This is a genomic window from Nonomuraea sp. NPDC051298 (genome assembly GCF_055586305.1).
The window spans coordinates 119,972-135,561 of sequence record NZ_JBVJIM010000018.1 but is presented as its reverse complement, the minus strand read 5'-3'; the positions used below and the strand labels follow the sequence as shown (position 1 = coordinate 135,561).

The window sequence follows — 15,590 nt, the reverse complement described above, 5'->3', positions numbered from 1 at the left end:
GGCGCTGTTCCGTAGTACGCGAGTGCGCGGAAGCGTCGCTCCACGGGTTTCCGTGACATTGCCGAATGGGTGCCGGGGCGTTGCTTTGCAAGAAGCGTTTTCGGTGAAGGAGACCGGACAGCCGACATTGGATATCGGGGGGACCGGTGCCGGATGCGTCGCGTGGGCACGATCACGAGGTCGAGCCCGGCAAGAAGGGCAGCCTCGCCGCGCGCCTGAGAGGGTGGAGCGGACCGCCGGGACCGTTCCGGCCGGAGTTCTGGCGCAGCCCGCTCCGCGGCCCCTGGCTCACCTCGGTGCTCGGGCTGGTCCTGCTGGTCGGCATCACCGTCGTCGCGATCACCGGCCTGGTGTCGTACGCCGCCTACGAGCCCCGGCTGCCGGGCAACGACACGACCCCGGGCAGGGGCCTGCTGGGCTTCTACCTGTTCGACTGGCCCACGGACCCGGTCTGGTTGTACCGGGTCACCCAGGGCCTGCACGTCATCGGCGGGTTGACGCTGGTGCCGATACTGCTGGCCAAGCTGTGGTCGGTCATCCCCAAGCTGTTCTCCTGGCCGCCCGCCCGGTCCGTGGCGGAGGTCGTCGAGCGGGCCAGCCTGCTGCTGCTGGTCGGCGGCGCGGTGTTCCAGTTCGTGACCGGGATACTCAACGTCCAGCTCTTCTACGTCTTCCCGTTCTCCTTCTACCCGGCCCACTTCTATGGCGCCTGGATCTTCATGGCCGCCTTCGTGGTGCATGTCGTCATCAAGCTGCCCCGCGTCATCCGCACCCTGCGGACGTACGGCCTGCGCGACCACCTGCGCACCTCCGTGGCGGACACCCGCCCGGAGCCGCCGGACCTTGACGGGCTGGTCCCCACCGACCCGGCGCCCGCCACGATGTCCAGGCGCGGCCTGCTGGCCTTCGCCGGGGGCGGCTCGCTGGTCATGTTCGGCCTGTCCGTCGGCCAGTGCATCGACGGGCCGTTGCGCCGTACCGCGTTGCTCGCTCCCCATGGGCGTTACTACGGTCCGGGCCCGAACGACTTCCAGGTCAACAAGACGGCGGCCAGTCTCGGCGTCACGGCGGCCCAGACCGGCGAGTCCTGGCGGCTCGCACTCAACGGACCGAGCCGGAGGGAGTTCTCCCGCGCGGACCTGCTGGCGATGCCGCTGTACACCTACGCCCTGCCGATCGCCTGCGTCGAAGGCTGGTCGACCGTCCAGACCTGGACCGGCGTACGGTTGGCCGACCTCGCCCGCCTCGCCGGGGTCCAGCCCGGCTCGGCCGGTGTCACCGCCAGGTCGCTGCAGCGCGGCGGCTACTTCGGCGTGGCCTCGCTCAGCGCCGCGCAGGTCGCCGACCCGCGCTCGTTGCTGGCGCTCCGGGTCAACGGCGCCGATCTGTCGCTCGACCACGGCTACCCGGCGCGGGTCATCGTCCCCAACGCGCCAGGCGTGCACAACACGAAGTGGGTGCGCGAACTCGACTTCACCCAGGAGAGGTCTTGAACGGCCACAGCCGGTGGGCGAGGATCTACGGCGCCCCCTTGTGGCACCTGCTCGCGCTCGCCCTCTGCTTCCTGGTCGCCGGTTACGCCGCGATCCGGGTGGTCGACGTGGGGATCTTGCCGGGCTTTCTGGTGTGGTTCGTGGGCGCCGTCATCCTGCACGATCTGGTGCTGTTCCCGCTCTACTCCGCCGCCGACCTCGCCGCCAGGTCCTCCACCGCCCTGACCCGTCACCGTGGCCGTACGGCCGCTCGGCCCCGGCCACGGCCGCCGAGGCGGCAGCCGTCTCTCCTCAACCACCTGCGCGTGCCGACCGCGTTCTCCGGTCTGCTGCTGCTGGTGTGGTCTCCGCTCATCCTGCGCGGCGCCGAGCCCAACTACCGGGCGGCGGTCGCCTTGAGCACCCTGCCCTATCTCACCCGGTGGATCGCGGTCACCCTGGTGCTCTTCGCCGCCTCGGCACTGCTCTACGTGCTGCGGCGCCTGGTCGCGGGGCGGGCCGGCCGTTGAGCGCCCGGCCGATCGGCGACTACGCGATGCTGTCGGACTGCCGGTCCGCCGCGCTGGTCGCGTCCGACGGCTCTGTCGACTGGCTGTGCCTGCCACGTTTCGACAGCCCGGCGCTCTTCGCCCGACTGCTGGACGAGGACGCCGGCCGCTGGACGATCCGGCCTGCCTGCCCGGCCGAGGTGACCCGCCGGTATGTCGATGACACCCTCGTGCTGGAGACCACGTTCCGGACCCCCGGCGGCACTCTGGTGCTCATGGACGCTCTCGCGCTGGGCCGTGGCGAACGCGGGCACGCGCTGGGCACGTCGTCGCCCGGCCTGCTCCTTCGCCGGATCGCCTGCACGGAGGGCCGGGTGCCCGTGGAGATCGTGTACGCGCCCCGGCCCGAGTACGGCCTCGTCCGCCCGCTGATGCAACCGGTCGGCGGCGGCCTGATCGCCCGGGGCGGCGCCGACGTGCTCACCCTGTCCAGCCCGGTGGAGTTCAGGACCAGCGGCTCGGTCGCGGACGCCGGTCTCACCCTGCGCGCGGGACAGAGCGTCGGTCTGGCCCTGCAGGCCGGCCCGGCCTGGGCGCCCGACCCGCCGCGCCGTACCTCGTGGGCCGTCGCGCGCCGGATGCGCGACACCGTCGCGGGATGGCGCTCCTGGTCACGCGGGCACGCCGACTACGAGGGCCCCTGGCCCTGGCACGTCAACCACAGCGGCCGGGTCCTGCGCGCGATGACCTACGCCCCGACGGGGGCCATGGTGGCGGCGGCCACCACCTCCCTGCCGGAGAGCATCGGCGGGGAGCGCAACTGGGACTACCGCTACACCTGGGTCCGCGACGCCAGCTTCACGCTGCACGCGCTGAACACGGCCACCTGCGAGGAGGAGGAGACCGCCTTCTTCACCTTCCTGTCCCGCGCGTGCGCGACCCAGGCCGACGCCGACCCGGACCTGCAGATCATGTACGGCATCGGCGGCGAGCGCGACCTGAGCGAACGGCGGCTACCGCATCTGCGGGGGTGGCGGGGCAGCGCCCCCGTACGGATCGGCAACGACGCGTGGCGGCAACGTCAGCTCGACGTGTACGGCGAACTGCTCGACGCCGCCCACCAGACCTACCGGGACCTCGGCCCGTTCGACCCCCTCACCCGCTCGCTGCTGATCGGAGTGGCCGAGACCGCCGCGCGCCGCTGGCGGGAGCCGGATCAGGGCCTGTGGGAGATTCGCGGCCCCGGCGCCCACTTCACGCACTCCAAGCTGATGTGCTGGGTGGGGCTGGACAGGGCGATCTCCCTGGCCCCCGTGCTGGGAGCCGCCTCCCGGGTCGCCGACTGGACGCGCGGCCGCGACGAGATCCACGCCGCGATCCTGAGCCACGGCTGGAACGAGCAGGCGGGCGCCTTCACCCAGACCTTCAACGGCGACCAGCTCGACGCCGCCACCCTGATGATGCCCCTGGTCGGGTTCCTGCCGCCGGACGACCCGAGAATCCGCTCCACCGTGCGGGCGGTCGCCACCCACCTGACCGACGTGAGAGGACTGGTGCGCCGCTACCGCTCCGCCGACGGGCTGCCGGGCCAGGAGGGCACCTTCCTCCTGTGCACGTTCTGGCTCGCCCACGCGCTGGCCCTCCTCGGTCAGGACGCCGAGGCCAGGCGGGCGTTCGAGACCGCCGCCTCCTGCGCCAACGATGTCGGCCTGCTCAGCGAGGAGGTGGACGCCACCACTGGGGAGGCGATCGGCAACTTCCCCCAGGCGCTCAGCCACATCGGCCTGATCAACGCCGCCCGCGCCATCGGGGACGCCCGTCGTCGAGTAGGGCAATAGAGCACATTCGACATCATTGATGTGGAAAGATGCCCCAATGTGTGACAACAATGCGGACGCATCAGTCTGGGACCGCGTTGACACCACCGTGCCGCATTCCGCGCGGGTCTGGGACTTCCTGCTCGGCGGCAAGGATCACTTCAAGGTGGATCGCGAGGCCGGTCAGACCCTGCTGCGGCTGTTCCCCGACTTCGCGATGGTGGCCAGGCTGCAGCGCGAGTTCCTCGTCCGCTCCGTGCGCCACCTGGTGCGGGAGGCCGGGATCCGGCAGTTCCTGGACATCGGCACCGGGCTGCCCACAGCGAACAACACGCATGAGGTCGCGCAGAGACTCGCGGCCGACTCGCGGGTCGTCTACGTCGACAACGATCCCATCGTCCTGGCGCACGCCCGTGCCCTGCTCGCCGGCACGCCAGAAGGCGCCACGGACTACGTCGACGCCGACGTCCGCCGGCCCGACCTGATCCTGGAGCAGGCGGGCCGGACGCTCGACCTGTCCCGGCCGGTCGCGGTCATGATGCTGAGCATCGCCGGGCAGCTCACCGACGACGACGATCCGCAGGGCGTCATCGACCGGCTGCTCGAGCCCCTCGCCCCCGGCAGCCACCTGGCGCTGAGCGACGGCACGAACACCAACCCGGCCCTGATCGAGGCGGTCACCGCGTACAACAAGAGTTCCGCCAACACCTACCAGCTCCGCTCTCCTGAGCGGATCGCCGGCTTCTTCACCGGTCTGGAGCTGGTGGAGCCCGGCGTGGTGCCCACGCCGGAGTGGCACCCCGAGCCGGACCGCTGGGACGAGCCGGCCACGGTGGTGAGCGCCGTGTGCGGAGTCGCCCGCAAGCCGTGACCTGCACGCGGCCCCGTCAGCGGGACGCGACCGCGACCACCGCCGCGACCAGCGGGAACACCGCCACCACCGCCAGGGCCGCGGTGAGCCCGAGCGGGCCCGCCAGCGCGCCGCAGACCGCCGATCCCGCACCGCCGCCCACGAAGAAGGTCAGGTTCAGCAACCCCATGCCCGCTCCGCGCTGCGGTGGCGGGATCCGCCCCGACATCTCGGCGGTCAGCACCACCTGGGCCACCGCGAACGCGGCCAGCCCCAGCGCGGCGCCCACCACCACCGGCCAAGGACCGCCCCCGGCCAGCCCCGCGTAGCCAAGTGTGAGCCCGGCGGCGGCGGCGACGCCCGCCAGCACCGTCCGCCCCCAGCGGGCGGTCAGCGACCCCGCCAGGCGGGAGCCGACCGCGCCCACGACGGCCCCTGGCAGCAGCGCGGCACCCACCTCCAGGACGCTCCACCCGTACTCACGGGCCAGCAGTTGCGGCACGGCGTACATGGTCGCGAACAGCCCGCCGAAGATCCCGACCCCGATCACCATGGCGAGCACGAACCGCCGGTCGGCCACCACGGGGCGCGGCACGAACCCGTCCTTGCGGCGCAGCACCCACGCGCCGAGCAGGAGCGCGACCGCCGCCAACCCGATGGCCGCCGGCCCCGGCAGGCCGAGCGTGCGCGACTGGATCGCCACCAGCAGCGCCCCGGCCGCGCCCGCCAGCGCGGCGGCCCCGGCGTAGTCGATGCGATGCCCGCTGCCCGGCCGCGTGACGAGCGGCAGGCAGAACGGCACCGCGAGCAGCGACAGCACCGGCAGCGCGACGGTGACCCGCCAACTCGGCCAGGCCGTCACCAGGCCGCCCAGCAGGGGCGCCGTCGCCGCGAACACCGCCATCACGGCGCCGTACCCGGCCAGGGATCGGGCCCGCAGCTCCGGGGCGGTCATCGCGAGCAGGGCGAGGCCACCGGCGGCCATCGCGCCCGAGCCCGTGGCCAGCAGGAGCCGCCCGGCCACCAGGACGCCCAGGTTCGGCGCGGCGACGCAGACGATCGCGCCCGCCGCGAGTACGGCCGAGCCCGCGAGCAGGGACGTGCGTACGCCCCAGGAGTCGGCGAAGCGCCCGAACAGCGCCGTGCCGACGCCGAGCGCCAGGGCGTGCGCGATCAGTACCCAGGCGACCGCGGCCGAGCCGACCTGCAAGGCGGCGGAGACCTGCGGCAGCGCCACGCCCGCCGCTGTGACACCGAACACGCTCGGGCCGAACAGCAGGCCGATCCGCAGGCCACGCGACAGTGCCCCACCCGGCGCAGCCGTCACACCGCCCTCTGTCACGCGGCCCGTGGCGGCGTGGGAAGCGCTCATCGGGCCACCCGCCAGTCGGGCACGTCGACGAAGTGCACGTCGTAACGGTCCTGCTCGGGCAGCAGCGATTCGAACGCGGCCTCGCCCCTGCTGATCGCCGCGAGCCGTTCGAAGTAGCCGAACCGCTCGATCCCCGGGCTCAGCACCACGAACACCTCGGCCGTACGGCCGTCGGCCGCCCCGAACGCGTGCGGAAGACCCGGCGGCACGACGACGAGCCCGCCCGCGGCCAGGTCGACCAGGTCACCGCCGAGGTAGAAGGTCATCGCCCCGTCGAGCACGTAGAACAGCTCCGACGACAGCAGATGGCGGTGCGGCCGGGCGCCGTCGGCGCCCGTGCCGAGCGTGAGCCGGCTGGCGCTGACCGCGCCGCCGTCGGCCAGCAGGTCGAACCCGCCGTGCGCCAGTGGCGCCGTGGCCGCCTCCCCCGGATGGACGACGAGGGCGGCATCGGAAACGGTCATGGTGGTCCCTTCTACTAGAAACGGCATCCATTGCACGTCAGGAATGAATGGCGAGGTAGAAGCAGTTGACGACTGTGGTAATCACGAATCGAGATGAATGGGCACGCAGGTGGAACTGCGGCAACTGGAATACTTCGTGGCCGTCGCCGACGAGGGCGGGTTCGGCCGGGCCGCCGAGCGGATCGGCATCGTGCAGTCCGCGGTGAGTCAGCAGGTCCGCCGGCTGGAACGCGAGCTGGGCGTCCGGCTGTTCGACCGTTCGACGCGGCACGTACGGCTCACCGGTGACGGTGAGCGGCTGCTCACCGAGGCGCGTGCCGTGCTCGCCGCGACCAGGCGGCTGCGCCGGGCCGCCGCCGACCTGGTGGCAGGCGATGAGGGCGTGCTCCGGCTCGGCGTCGTACGCGGTCCCAGCGACCGGCTCTACCGGACGCTGAACGCGCTGTCGGCGATCGCGCCCCGGCTCAAGGTCCGGCTGAGCAGCCTGCCGGTCACCGAGCGGCTCGCGGCCGTACGTTCCGGCGAACTGGACGCGGCGCTGGTGCGGGCCTCGGCCGGCGTACCCGGGTTGGAGCTGCTGCCTGTCTGGGACGACCCGCTCATGGTCGCGCTGCCGGTCGACCACCCGCTGGCCGCCGAGCCGGAACTCGACATCGCCCGGCTCGCGCACCTGCCGCTGCGGCTCGCGCCCCGCGCCGCCAACCCGCCCTTCCACGACCTCGTGCTCGACGCGTTCCGGGCGGCGGGCGTCGAACCGGTGCCGGGCCCGCCGTTCCGCGGCTTTCAGGAGACCTTGGCGGAGATCGCCGCCGATCCGCCGTCCTGGACGGTGTTCTACGAGGTCGGCGGCTTGCCGACGATGTCGCGGGTGGCGTTGCGCCCGCTGGCCGGCCTCCGCCTGACCACCTCGCTCGCCGTCCCGCCCGACCCGCCGTCCCCGATGGTGCGTCACCTGCTCGAAGCGGTACGGCGGACCTGCCGACAGGCTGTTTTGTCCTGACAGACAGAGCTACCGGAAGGTGGCCGGTTCTTTCCGGTGCAGCAGCGTCAGGGCGATCGCCACTTGGGCAGGTTCGAGCGTGGCCTTGCCGTCCTCGATGTCCCAGAGCGCGTTCTGCAGCACGCGGCCGAGACTCCAGCCGACCGCCCGGCTCCGGTCGAGACCGAGGACCTCGGTGAGCAGGTCGAAGCGGCGCAGCACCGCGCGAGCCACCTCTCCGGTGGCCGCCACCTCCTCCCACCGGCTGTCCAGTGCCGGCAGCAACTCGAACCCCGGGTCGCCGGCCAGCGGTTCGGGGTCGATGGCCAGCCAGGGCTCCCGTTCCCCCGCCAGGACGTTGTCGTAGTGCAGATCCCAGTGCAACAGGCGATCGCCGGGCTCTCCGGCCAACTCGGCCACGGCGGACGCACAGGTGCGCACCAGCCGCCGCTCCCCAGGCTCGCGCAGCGCCGGCAGGGCCTGCGGGACCTGCTCCAGCATGGCCGCGGCGACGTCGGACAGCCGTCGCAGGCCCTTGGGGGCGGGAACCGAGGTCAGGCGGGCCATCAGCTCGGCCAGGATCCGCATGGCCGCGTCGTCATCGGCCACCGACGACAGCGGCCGGGCCGCGTCCAGGCGTTCCAGCAACTGCGTGCCGCTCTGCTCGTCGTAGTCGAGCAGGCGGACGATGCCGCCGCCGTCCCACGCCCGCAACCCGGGGGCGGCACCGGCGGTCTCCTCCCGGAGCTGCTGAAGCTTGAGCACGGCGGGTGCCCCGTCGGGCTGAAGCACGGGCAGGACCAGCGAGGCCATGCCGTACGCGGCCGCGCCGTCGGGCCGCAGCCCCCAACGCTCCAGGAACTCGCCGCCGAGACGAGGCAGCTCGGCGAGCCAAGCGCGCGCCTCGGCGCCGTTCGCGCCATAGGACGCGGCGAACGGGTCGGGAACGTCGATGGACGTGTTCATGGAAGACATCTCCTTCGTGGGTCCAGGGTCGAGCTACGACGAACGAAGGAGGTCACGGAGGCGCCCGATCACCGGGCAGGCGTCAAAGCATGCACCCCACCCTACCCGGGCTCGATCGCACCCGCCCCTCTCACTCGGCCCGGCCGATCAGCGAGAAGTACGCCTCCTCCTCCTGTGCGAAGTGCAGGGTGAGCACGGCGTGCAGCCCGTACAGGCAGGCCCGCAGGTCGTCGATCTGCTCAGGCCCCGGCCCCGCCGCCCCCGCCAGCTCGACATGGCGGCCCAGCCTGCCCGCGAGCCTGTTGATCTCGGCGTGCGCCCTGCTCATGGTCACGGTCGCCTCGGGGTCGCCGAGCAGCCTGCTCATCGCCGGGTACAGGTACCGCTCCTCGGCCTGCTCGTGCGGCAGGATCTCGCGGGACAGCACGTCGTGGACGTGCCGCAGCAGGGGCAGCGTCGACGACGACGGCCGGTCGAGCGCGTCGGCGGCCTCGCGGAGCTGGTCCAGCGCGGGCCGCAGGGCGGCGTGCTCCCGGTCGAAGCGGTGCAGCAGGGCGTCGGTGGGAGCGTCCACCCGCACGCGGGTGCCCCTGACGGGGCGCAGGGCGCGCAGCGCGTTGAGGATCACCGTGACGTCGATGGCCTCCTGAAGGAGGGCGCCGGCGGCCGGCGGAATGGCGCCCAGGGCCGCCGCGACCATCGCGACCAGCGACAAACCGATCCCGGCTCCCGCGCTCTGCACCGCGATCCGCCGGGCGCGCCTGGCCACGTCCATGGCGTCGGCCAGCCGATCGAGCCGGTCGGTGGTCAGCACCACGTCGGCCGCCTGGGTGGAGGCCGCCGATCCGCGCGCCCCCATGGCCACCCCGACCTGTGCGGCGGCCAGGGCCGGTGCGTCGTTGACGCCGTCGCCGACCATGACGGTCGGCGCGCGGACGGCCTCCTCGCGGACTCCCGCCACTTTCTGCTCGGGCGTACGCTCCGCGAGCACCCGATCGATGCCGAGCACCGCCGCCACGCTCTCGGCGACCTCAGCCCGGTCGCCGGTGAGCATCACCACGCGTTCGATGCCGGACGAGCGGAGCCTGCGCAAGGTACGGCCGGCGTCCGCGCGCACCGCGTCACGAAGGAGGATCACTCCGGCGACCCCGCCGTCCACGCTCACCCAGACGGTCATCGCGCTGTCGAGCGCGGCTCTGGCCCGCTGGGCGGCCATCCACGTCGAGTCCAGCCCTCGCGGCGCCTTTCCCACCTGCACCAGCCGGCCGCCGACCGTCCCCGTCGTGCCGCTTCCGACCTCCTCGTGCACCCGCTCGGCGCCGAACCGCTCCGCGCCCCGCACTTCGGCGGCGCGGGCGATGGCGGCGGCCAGCACGTGTGAGGACATCCGATCCACCGCGGCGGCCAGCCCCAGCACGTCCCTGACGCCGAAGCCCTCCGCCGCGACGACGTCCACCACCTCCGGACACCCCTGGGTGAGGGTGCCCGTCTTGTCCAGGACGAGCGTACGGGCGCGGCCCAGCGTCTCCAGCGCGCCGCCGCCCTTCACGACCACGCCCCGGCGTGCCGTACGCGACAGCCCCGAGGCGATCGCGGCGGGCGCCGCCAGCAGCAGCGGGCAGGGGGTGGCCACCACCAGCACCGCGACCGCCCGCACCGCCTCCCCCGACACCGCCCACGCCAGCCCCGCCAGCGCCAACGTCACGGGCAGGAACCAGGCGGCGAACCGGTCGGCCAGCCGCACCACCGGAGCGCTGTCCGCCTCGGTCTCCCGCGCCAGCCGCACCACGGCGGCGTAGCTGCTCTCCTCCGCCGTACTGGTGGCCCGCAGGTCGAAGGCCGGTCCCGCGTTGACGACGCCGCTGCGCACGTTCTCGCCGACCGGGTACTCCACCGGAAGCGCCTCACCGGTGAGGGCCGACTCGTCCAGCATCGCCGCGCATCTCATGATCACACCGTCGACCGGCACCATCTCCCCCGCGGGCACCAGCAGCAGATCGCCCCGCGACAACGTGGAGACGTCCACTCTGCGGGGGCCGTCGCGCTCGTACCGATGCGCCCAGCGCGGCGCCCGCTCGTACAGCGCGGTCAGGTCGCCCCGCGCCCGGCGCATGGCGTACTGCTCCAACGCCCGCCCGCCGGCCAGCATCACCGCGATCAGCGCACCCGCCAGGTACTCGCGTACGGCCAGCGTCCCGACCAGGGCGAGCACCGCGATCGCGTCCACCCCGAGCCGACCCGCGCGCAGCGCGGAGAACACCCACCACGACGCCGGGACGACGGCCACGATCGTTCCCGCCGCGAGCACCACGTCGCCCCAGCCGGACAGTCCGGCCAGGCTCAGGGCGCCCCCGACGGCCAGGGCGGCCACTGTGAAGGCGAGGAAGGCCATCGACCACAGACGCTCCACACCACCAGCCTTCCCATCTGACCGGCTTCTTCCCAGGGCCCTCGACCTGGCCGGACGGCCCCGCGCCCGTGAGGACGCGCTCCTGCGCGACGAGCGCCGTGGCCGCCCTGGCCCGGCTCCCGGCTCCTCACCGATCGGAGCCGACGATGAGGAGATCGTCCTTGTCGAAGGTGATCTGCGGCCGCACGTCCACGACGCCCTCGATCAGCCGGATCCGCTCCGCCAGAGCGAGCGCCTCTGATTTCCGCTCGACCGCGCCGCCGATCGTCACCACGCCCTGGTCGATGGCGACGGTGAACGCCGTTCCGCGCGGCAGGACGGCCCTGATGTCCGACTCCAGTTCCTCGGCCGGGCGAGTGAAGACGCGCAACACGTCACGCTGGTGCAGAGTGCCGATCACCCGGCCGCCGACCACGTCGATCACGGGTAGCTGCTTGACGCGCTCGGCGTGCATCAGCCTGGCCGCGTCCCGCACCGAGGTCTCCGGCGTGACGGCGATCACCGGCGAGGTCATGAGCTGGGCGGCCGTCACGCCTGCGGCCTTCCTGTGCTCCCGCTCCTGCCTGCGGTACTCCGAGACCGACGCGCAGTGCCGTACCGTGTCGGCCTCCTTGAGCAGCAGATCGTCCTCGGAGACCACACCCACCGGCCGCCGGTCCTCGTCGATCACGGTGACCGCGCCCACCTTGAACCGTTCCATCGCGTCCACGATCTCCGTGAACGCGGCCTCCTTCACCACGGCGATGGCCACGCGGCCCATGACGTCCTTGACTTCCAGTGGCATGACACCCACCTCCCCTCCCACAGTCCTCCGGCCCGGGCGTCGCCCGGCAGGGCCGGAGGTCGGTGAGGCGCGGGCCGAAGGGCCCTGTCTAGCGAAGGGGCCGGTGGGTAGCTTCATGGCCATGACCAGGGAGGACACGCTCATGACAGGCAACGGGGACTTCGGGCGGCGCATCAGCCATCACCGCCACAGACTCGGCCTCACTCCGGAGCAGGTCGCCGATCGGGCCGACATGTCCGCCGGATACGTCCAGTACCTCGAAAGCCATCTGGGCACCCCTGACGCCGGAACGGTGGCCCGCCTGGCCGCCGCCCTCGAGACGACCGTCGAAGACCTGCGGGGCGGCGGCCGCGACCGGCCGCCCGGTCCCGGCCACGCCGCCGCGAGCCCGGTTCTGGAGGTCCTCGAACCCGAGGAGTGCCTGCGTCTGATCGCCCCCGGCGGCGTCGGCCGGGTGGCGTTCAACAGCCTGGACGGGCCCACGGTGCTACCCGTGAACTACCGGCTCCACGGCGGCTCCATCGTCTTCCGCACCGCCTACGGCGGCCCCATGGACCAGGAGCTGCGCACCGGCGTGGAAGGGGTGGAGATCAAGATCGGCTTCCAGGTGGACCGGCTCGACGAGGTCCGGCGGGAGGGCTGGAGCGTCCTCGTCCAGGGCCCCGCCCACCACGTGCCGCAGGACGAGGTGGACAAGGTCGCCGAGGCCGACGTCAGTCCGTGGGCGGGGGGCGAGCGCCGCCTCTACCTCCGCATCGTGCCGCACCGGATCACCGGCCGCCGCATCCACCGCGGCTGAGCCTGCCGGCAAGCGGCCGAGGATCACCCGCGAACCCTCCATGCCGAAGCGGGTCCCGCCTCGCCTCCAGCCGGGTCATACGCGGGGGGTGAACTGGTTGAGGTCGTAGATGCCGAGGGACTTCTCAATGTCGGCGACCTGGCCGACAATGCCGGCGAAGCCGACCGCGCCGAAACGGCGGTGCTCCTCGTCCTCGAACGTCTCGGCCATCTCGCTGAACTCCTTGGGCGGGATGACGTCCCGCATGGCGGGGAAGACGACGGTGTCCTCGCGGGCCTCGTGCGGCTCGTACATGCGGACGAAGGCGGCCAGGTTGGCGACCAGGTCTCGACGGGCTTGCCGGGAGGAGGGCTTGGCGGTGGCGTCCAGGATGCGTCCGGTCAGCACGCGTCCGCGCTCGTGCTGCCGGACGAGTACCGCCACGGTGCCGGTCAGCTTGCCGGCCTCGACCAGGCGTGGGAAGACGTAACGCTCTTCGAGCTGCTCGTGGTAGTCCTCGATGAAGGTGCGGATGAGGCCGGCCCCGGCGTGCAAGGGCTGGGCGGGCACCGGCTCGTCGGCGTTGATCCGCCGGATGCCCTCCCGGTAGATCAACAGGATCCGTTTGAGCACCCCGTGCTCGCGCATGAGGTCTTCCGGTGGCGTGACCGGCACCGCTCGGGCCTGTTCCGAGCTGGGTGCGGGCGTGGGCGTCGCGGTGACACCGGCTCGTTGCGGGGTGCCGCACGCGGTCAGCACCGCCGAGCCGCAGGCCATGGCGACGGGCAGGCTGAGCAGCTCGCGGCGGCGTACGGCCGGGGTCTCGGGGCCGTCCCGTGCTTCGTCTTTCATCGTCGACCCCGCGTTCCCCACCGGTCCGACACGGGCCGACTGGACCGCATCACCCCAAATGCCTGCCCGGCCGCCGGTGATATGACGCGATAGCGGGGGTAATGCTTGCCTCTGCCCGGCCCGCCCGCAGGCTACCGATGGAACTGGATTCGACGTGCGGACACAGACGAGTCGTGAGTACTGACTTCGAGCTTTGGTCCTGCGCGGCCGAAGGAGACAGAGCGGCCTTCGGGACGTTGTTCGACAAGTACGCGCCCAATGTCTACAACCACTGCTTCCGCCGCACCGCGGACTGGTCGGCCGCCGAGGATCTCACCTCGGTGGTGTTCCTGGAGGCGTGGCGGCGGCGTGGCGAGGTGCGAATCCGCCACGAAAGCGCGCTCCCCTGGCTGCTCGGCGTGGCCAACAACGTCTTACGGAATCGGCAACGGTCGCTGCGCCGTCACAGGACGGCACTGGACCAGCTCCCGTCCCAAGCCTACGAACCCGATCCCGCCGAGGACGTCGCCGGGCGAATCGACGACGAGCACCGGATGCGCGAGATCCTGGCGGTGGTGAACCGGCTGCCGGCGGCGGACCGCGAGGTGCTCGCCCTGTGCGTCTGGTCCGAGTTGACCTACGAGGAAGCGGCCGTCGCCCTGGGCATCCCGGTGGGCACGGTGCGGTCGCGACTGTCCCGGGCGCGCGGCCGCCTGAAGGACCTTCTGGGCAGGGAAACCACGCCGCGGCCTGGACACAGATGGAGTGAGCGCTTCTCGGCGCTCCGGACGAAGGGCGAGAAGCTGTGACAGACCAGACGCTTCCAGCAGAACGTGACCTTCCTGCCGTCCGGCACTCAGCCAGAAGAGCCCACCTGCTGACCATGATCGAACAGGAGACCGCCTCCGCACGGGTACGCCCGCGCCGTCGCCAGCTGGGCTTGGCCGCCCTGGGAACCGCGGTCGCCACCGTGCTGGTGATCGGCGTCCCCGTGCTGCTGGACCAGGGCGCCACCCCGGCGAACGCGGTGATCCGCGAACCGGACGGCTCCATCAGGATCTACGTCAGGGACTACCGGCGTCCCGAGGTGATCGAAAGCAGGCTGCGCGATCTCGACGTGCGGGCGAGCGTCACCTTCCTGCCGCCCGGCAAGCAGTGCAAGGAGCCCCGGGGCACGTACCTGCCGGACAATCCGGCCCTGCTCACCATGGAGCCGCCCGCAGACGGCGAGGAAGCCTATTCGAGGCTGCATCCGGAGCAGATCAAGCCGGGCCAGACCTTCGTCTACACCCTGTGGTACGAGGAACGCGGGGACGCCCGCATGGCCAGCGCCATCGTCCGGGTCGCGACCGGCGCGGTGGCGCCCTGTGAGGTCGTTTCCGGCGGGCCCGTGATGCGGGAGGGCCCCGGGGGCGGCATCGGCGGCTGATCCCGCACGCGTCCTGCCGACGGCCGGTACGGGCCGCTGACCGCGCGGCCCCGGCGGGTGTCCGCTACCTGCGCCACACCACGGGGTTGTCCCGGTAGGCGTCGTCGTCGAACTCCGCACCCACGATCTCCACACCCTTTCTGGCGCCCGTCAGCCGGCAGGTTTCGAAGGTGGCGCCGGCCTGTGCGAAGCCCTTCGGGGCCGACTCCCGCTCGCAACCGTCCATGCCGCCGGTCACCACGGCGCCGGTGGGGCCGCCGGTCGCGGTGACCGGCTGCAGGTACGGCGCCGACGCGAACGACCTGTCCACACCGTCCACGTTCTCGACGGTGTAGCGGATGAAATACGGAACGATGCCCTTGGCCCGCTCCCCGAACTCCCGCTCGAGCTGGGCCGGATCGCCCTTCTCGACGGCGGTCACGGTGATCCCGATGGTGCCGTTCCTGTAGGGCAGGATCGCCTGCTCACCGAGTTGGAGCCGGGTACCGGCCTTCGTCGTCTTCCCCGGCTCGGAAGCGGCCGCGTCCGAGCCGTCCGAGCCGTCCGAGCCGTCCGAGCCGGCCTCGTCCGAACTGGTGGACGCCTGCGGGGTGCCCTCGCCCGGCCCTTCGGCGGTGGAGCTGTTGCTCGGCTGTTCGGTCACCAGGCCGGCCTCCGACGTTTGCCGGTCGGCGGGCACGAGGGGGCCGCAGGCGGTGAGGGCCATGGTCGTCGTGGCGACGGCCGTCAGGAGCATGGCACGTACGCGTGTCATGGAATGGATCAACTTTCCTGTCCGTGCCGGGGGCTGCCGCGCGGGTCGTCGAGCACGCACGGCGCATCCGCCCGCCCCCGACGGGCTTTCTGGGTCGAATTGCGGTTGACCATCTTGCGGCAAGGCCCTTAAACAGCTCTGAAAAAACTCTGAAACGGCCTGTCGTCGCGCATCC

15 protein-coding genes are annotated in these 15,590 nt (G+C 72.3%); 8 read left to right on the top strand and 7 right to left on the bottom strand.

Annotated elements, in window-relative coordinates; genetic code table 11:
* Window positions 1-146: 146 nt before the first annotated feature.
* From ACZ6S0_RS38390 to ACZ6S0_RS38375, 4 genes are read left to right on the top strand one after another with little or no spacing between them, the layout of a single operon-like run.
* Window positions 147-1,493, top strand: coding sequence for a molybdopterin-dependent oxidoreductase (locus ACZ6S0_RS38390; RefSeq protein ID WP_465924243.1), 1,347 nt, complete (start codon window positions 147-149; stop codon window positions 1,491-1,493).
* On the top strand, window positions 1,490-2,002 hold the full coding sequence (locus tag ACZ6S0_RS38385; RefSeq protein ID WP_465924242.1) for a hypothetical protein: 513 nt from the start codon (window positions 1,490-1,492) through the stop codon (window positions 2,000-2,002). Before ACZ6S0_RS38390 ends, ACZ6S0_RS38385 begins: the two co-directional genes overlap by 4 nt.
* Window positions 1,999-3,819: a glycoside hydrolase family 15 protein gene (locus tag ACZ6S0_RS38380; RefSeq protein WP_465924241.1), complete on the top strand. Its 1,821-nt coding sequence runs from the start codon at window positions 1,999-2,001 to the stop codon at window positions 3,817-3,819. The genes ACZ6S0_RS38385 and ACZ6S0_RS38380 overlap by 4 nt, the downstream gene beginning before the upstream one ends.
* Before the next feature lie 37 nt (window positions 3,820-3,856).
* The gene (locus ACZ6S0_RS38375; protein WP_465924240.1) at window positions 3,857-4,669 is read left to right on the top strand and encodes an SAM-dependent methyltransferase; all 813 of its coding nucleotides are present in this window, start codon (window positions 3,857-3,859) and stop codon (window positions 4,667-4,669) included.
* 16 nt (window positions 4,670-4,685) lie between these two features.
* On the opposite strand, the gene ACZ6S0_RS38370 is transcribed toward ACZ6S0_RS38375, so the two are convergent.
* Window positions 4,686-6,020, bottom strand: a complete 1,335-nt coding sequence (locus ACZ6S0_RS38370) for an MFS transporter (protein ID WP_465924239.1) — start codon at window positions 6,018-6,020, stop codon at window positions 4,686-4,688.
* Window positions 6,017-6,484 carry a cupin domain-containing protein gene (locus tag ACZ6S0_RS38365; protein ID WP_465924238.1) on the bottom strand — a complete coding sequence of 156 codons (468 nt, stop codon included), beginning with the start codon at window positions 6,482-6,484 and terminating at the stop codon, window positions 6,017-6,019. The genes ACZ6S0_RS38370 and ACZ6S0_RS38365 overlap by 4 nt, the downstream gene beginning before the upstream one ends.
* Window positions 6,485-6,581: 97 nt before the next feature.
* On the opposite strand from ACZ6S0_RS38365, the gene ACZ6S0_RS38360 reads away from it, so the two are divergent.
* Complete coding sequence (locus tag ACZ6S0_RS38360; protein WP_465924237.1) at window positions 6,582-7,484, top strand: LysR family transcriptional regulator; 903 nt, start codon at window positions 6,582-6,584, stop codon at window positions 7,482-7,484.
* 9 nt (window positions 7,485-7,493) lie between these two features.
* Here the strand turns inward: ACZ6S0_RS38360 and ACZ6S0_RS38355 are convergent, their stop codons facing one another.
* From ACZ6S0_RS38355 to ACZ6S0_RS38345, 3 genes are all read right to left on the bottom strand, one after another.
* Window positions 7,494-8,429, bottom strand: coding sequence for an aminoglycoside phosphotransferase family protein (locus ACZ6S0_RS38355; protein WP_465924236.1), 936 nt, complete (start codon window positions 8,427-8,429; stop codon window positions 7,494-7,496).
* A gap of 130 nt (window positions 8,430-8,559) precedes the next feature.
* Window positions 8,560-10,839, bottom strand: coding sequence for a heavy metal translocating P-type ATPase (locus tag ACZ6S0_RS38350; protein ID WP_465924235.1), 2,280 nt, complete (start codon window positions 10,837-10,839; stop codon window positions 8,560-8,562).
* Window positions 10,840-10,966: 127 nt separating this feature from the next.
* The gene (locus tag ACZ6S0_RS38345; protein ID WP_465924234.1) at window positions 10,967-11,623 is read right to left on the bottom strand and encodes a CBS domain-containing protein; all 657 of its coding nucleotides are present in this window, start codon (window positions 11,621-11,623) and stop codon (window positions 10,967-10,969) included.
* A 121-nt stretch (window positions 11,624-11,744) separates the two neighbouring features.
* On the opposite strand from ACZ6S0_RS38345, the gene ACZ6S0_RS38340 reads away from it, so the two are divergent.
* Window positions 11,745-12,422, top strand: a complete 678-nt coding sequence (locus ACZ6S0_RS38340; RefSeq protein ID WP_465924233.1) for a helix-turn-helix domain-containing protein — start codon at window positions 11,745-11,747, stop codon at window positions 12,420-12,422.
* A 75-nt stretch (window positions 12,423-12,497) separates the two neighbouring features.
* On the opposite strand, the gene ACZ6S0_RS38335 is transcribed toward ACZ6S0_RS38340, so the two are convergent.
* Entirely contained in the window at window positions 12,498-13,253 is a 756-nt protein-coding gene (locus ACZ6S0_RS38335; RefSeq protein WP_465924232.1) for a hemerythrin domain-containing protein, read from the bottom strand.
* A 173-nt stretch (window positions 13,254-13,426) separates the two neighbouring features.
* Between ACZ6S0_RS38335 and ACZ6S0_RS38330 the strand changes: the two genes are divergently transcribed.
* On the top strand, window positions 13,427-14,041 hold the full coding sequence (locus tag ACZ6S0_RS38330) for an RNA polymerase sigma factor (protein WP_465924231.1): 615 nt from the start codon (window positions 13,427-13,429) through the stop codon (window positions 14,039-14,041).
* 74 nt (window positions 14,042-14,115) lie between these two features.
* Complete coding sequence (locus tag ACZ6S0_RS38325; RefSeq protein ID WP_465924230.1) at window positions 14,116-14,661, top strand: hypothetical protein; 546 nt, start codon at window positions 14,116-14,118, stop codon at window positions 14,659-14,661.
* 64 nt (window positions 14,662-14,725) lie between these two features.
* On the opposite strand, the gene ACZ6S0_RS38320 is transcribed toward ACZ6S0_RS38325, so the two are convergent.
* Complete coding sequence (locus tag ACZ6S0_RS38320) at window positions 14,726-15,415, bottom strand: hypothetical protein (protein WP_465924229.1); 690 nt, start codon at window positions 15,413-15,415, stop codon at window positions 14,726-14,728.
* Window positions 15,416-15,590 lie beyond the last annotated feature (175 nt).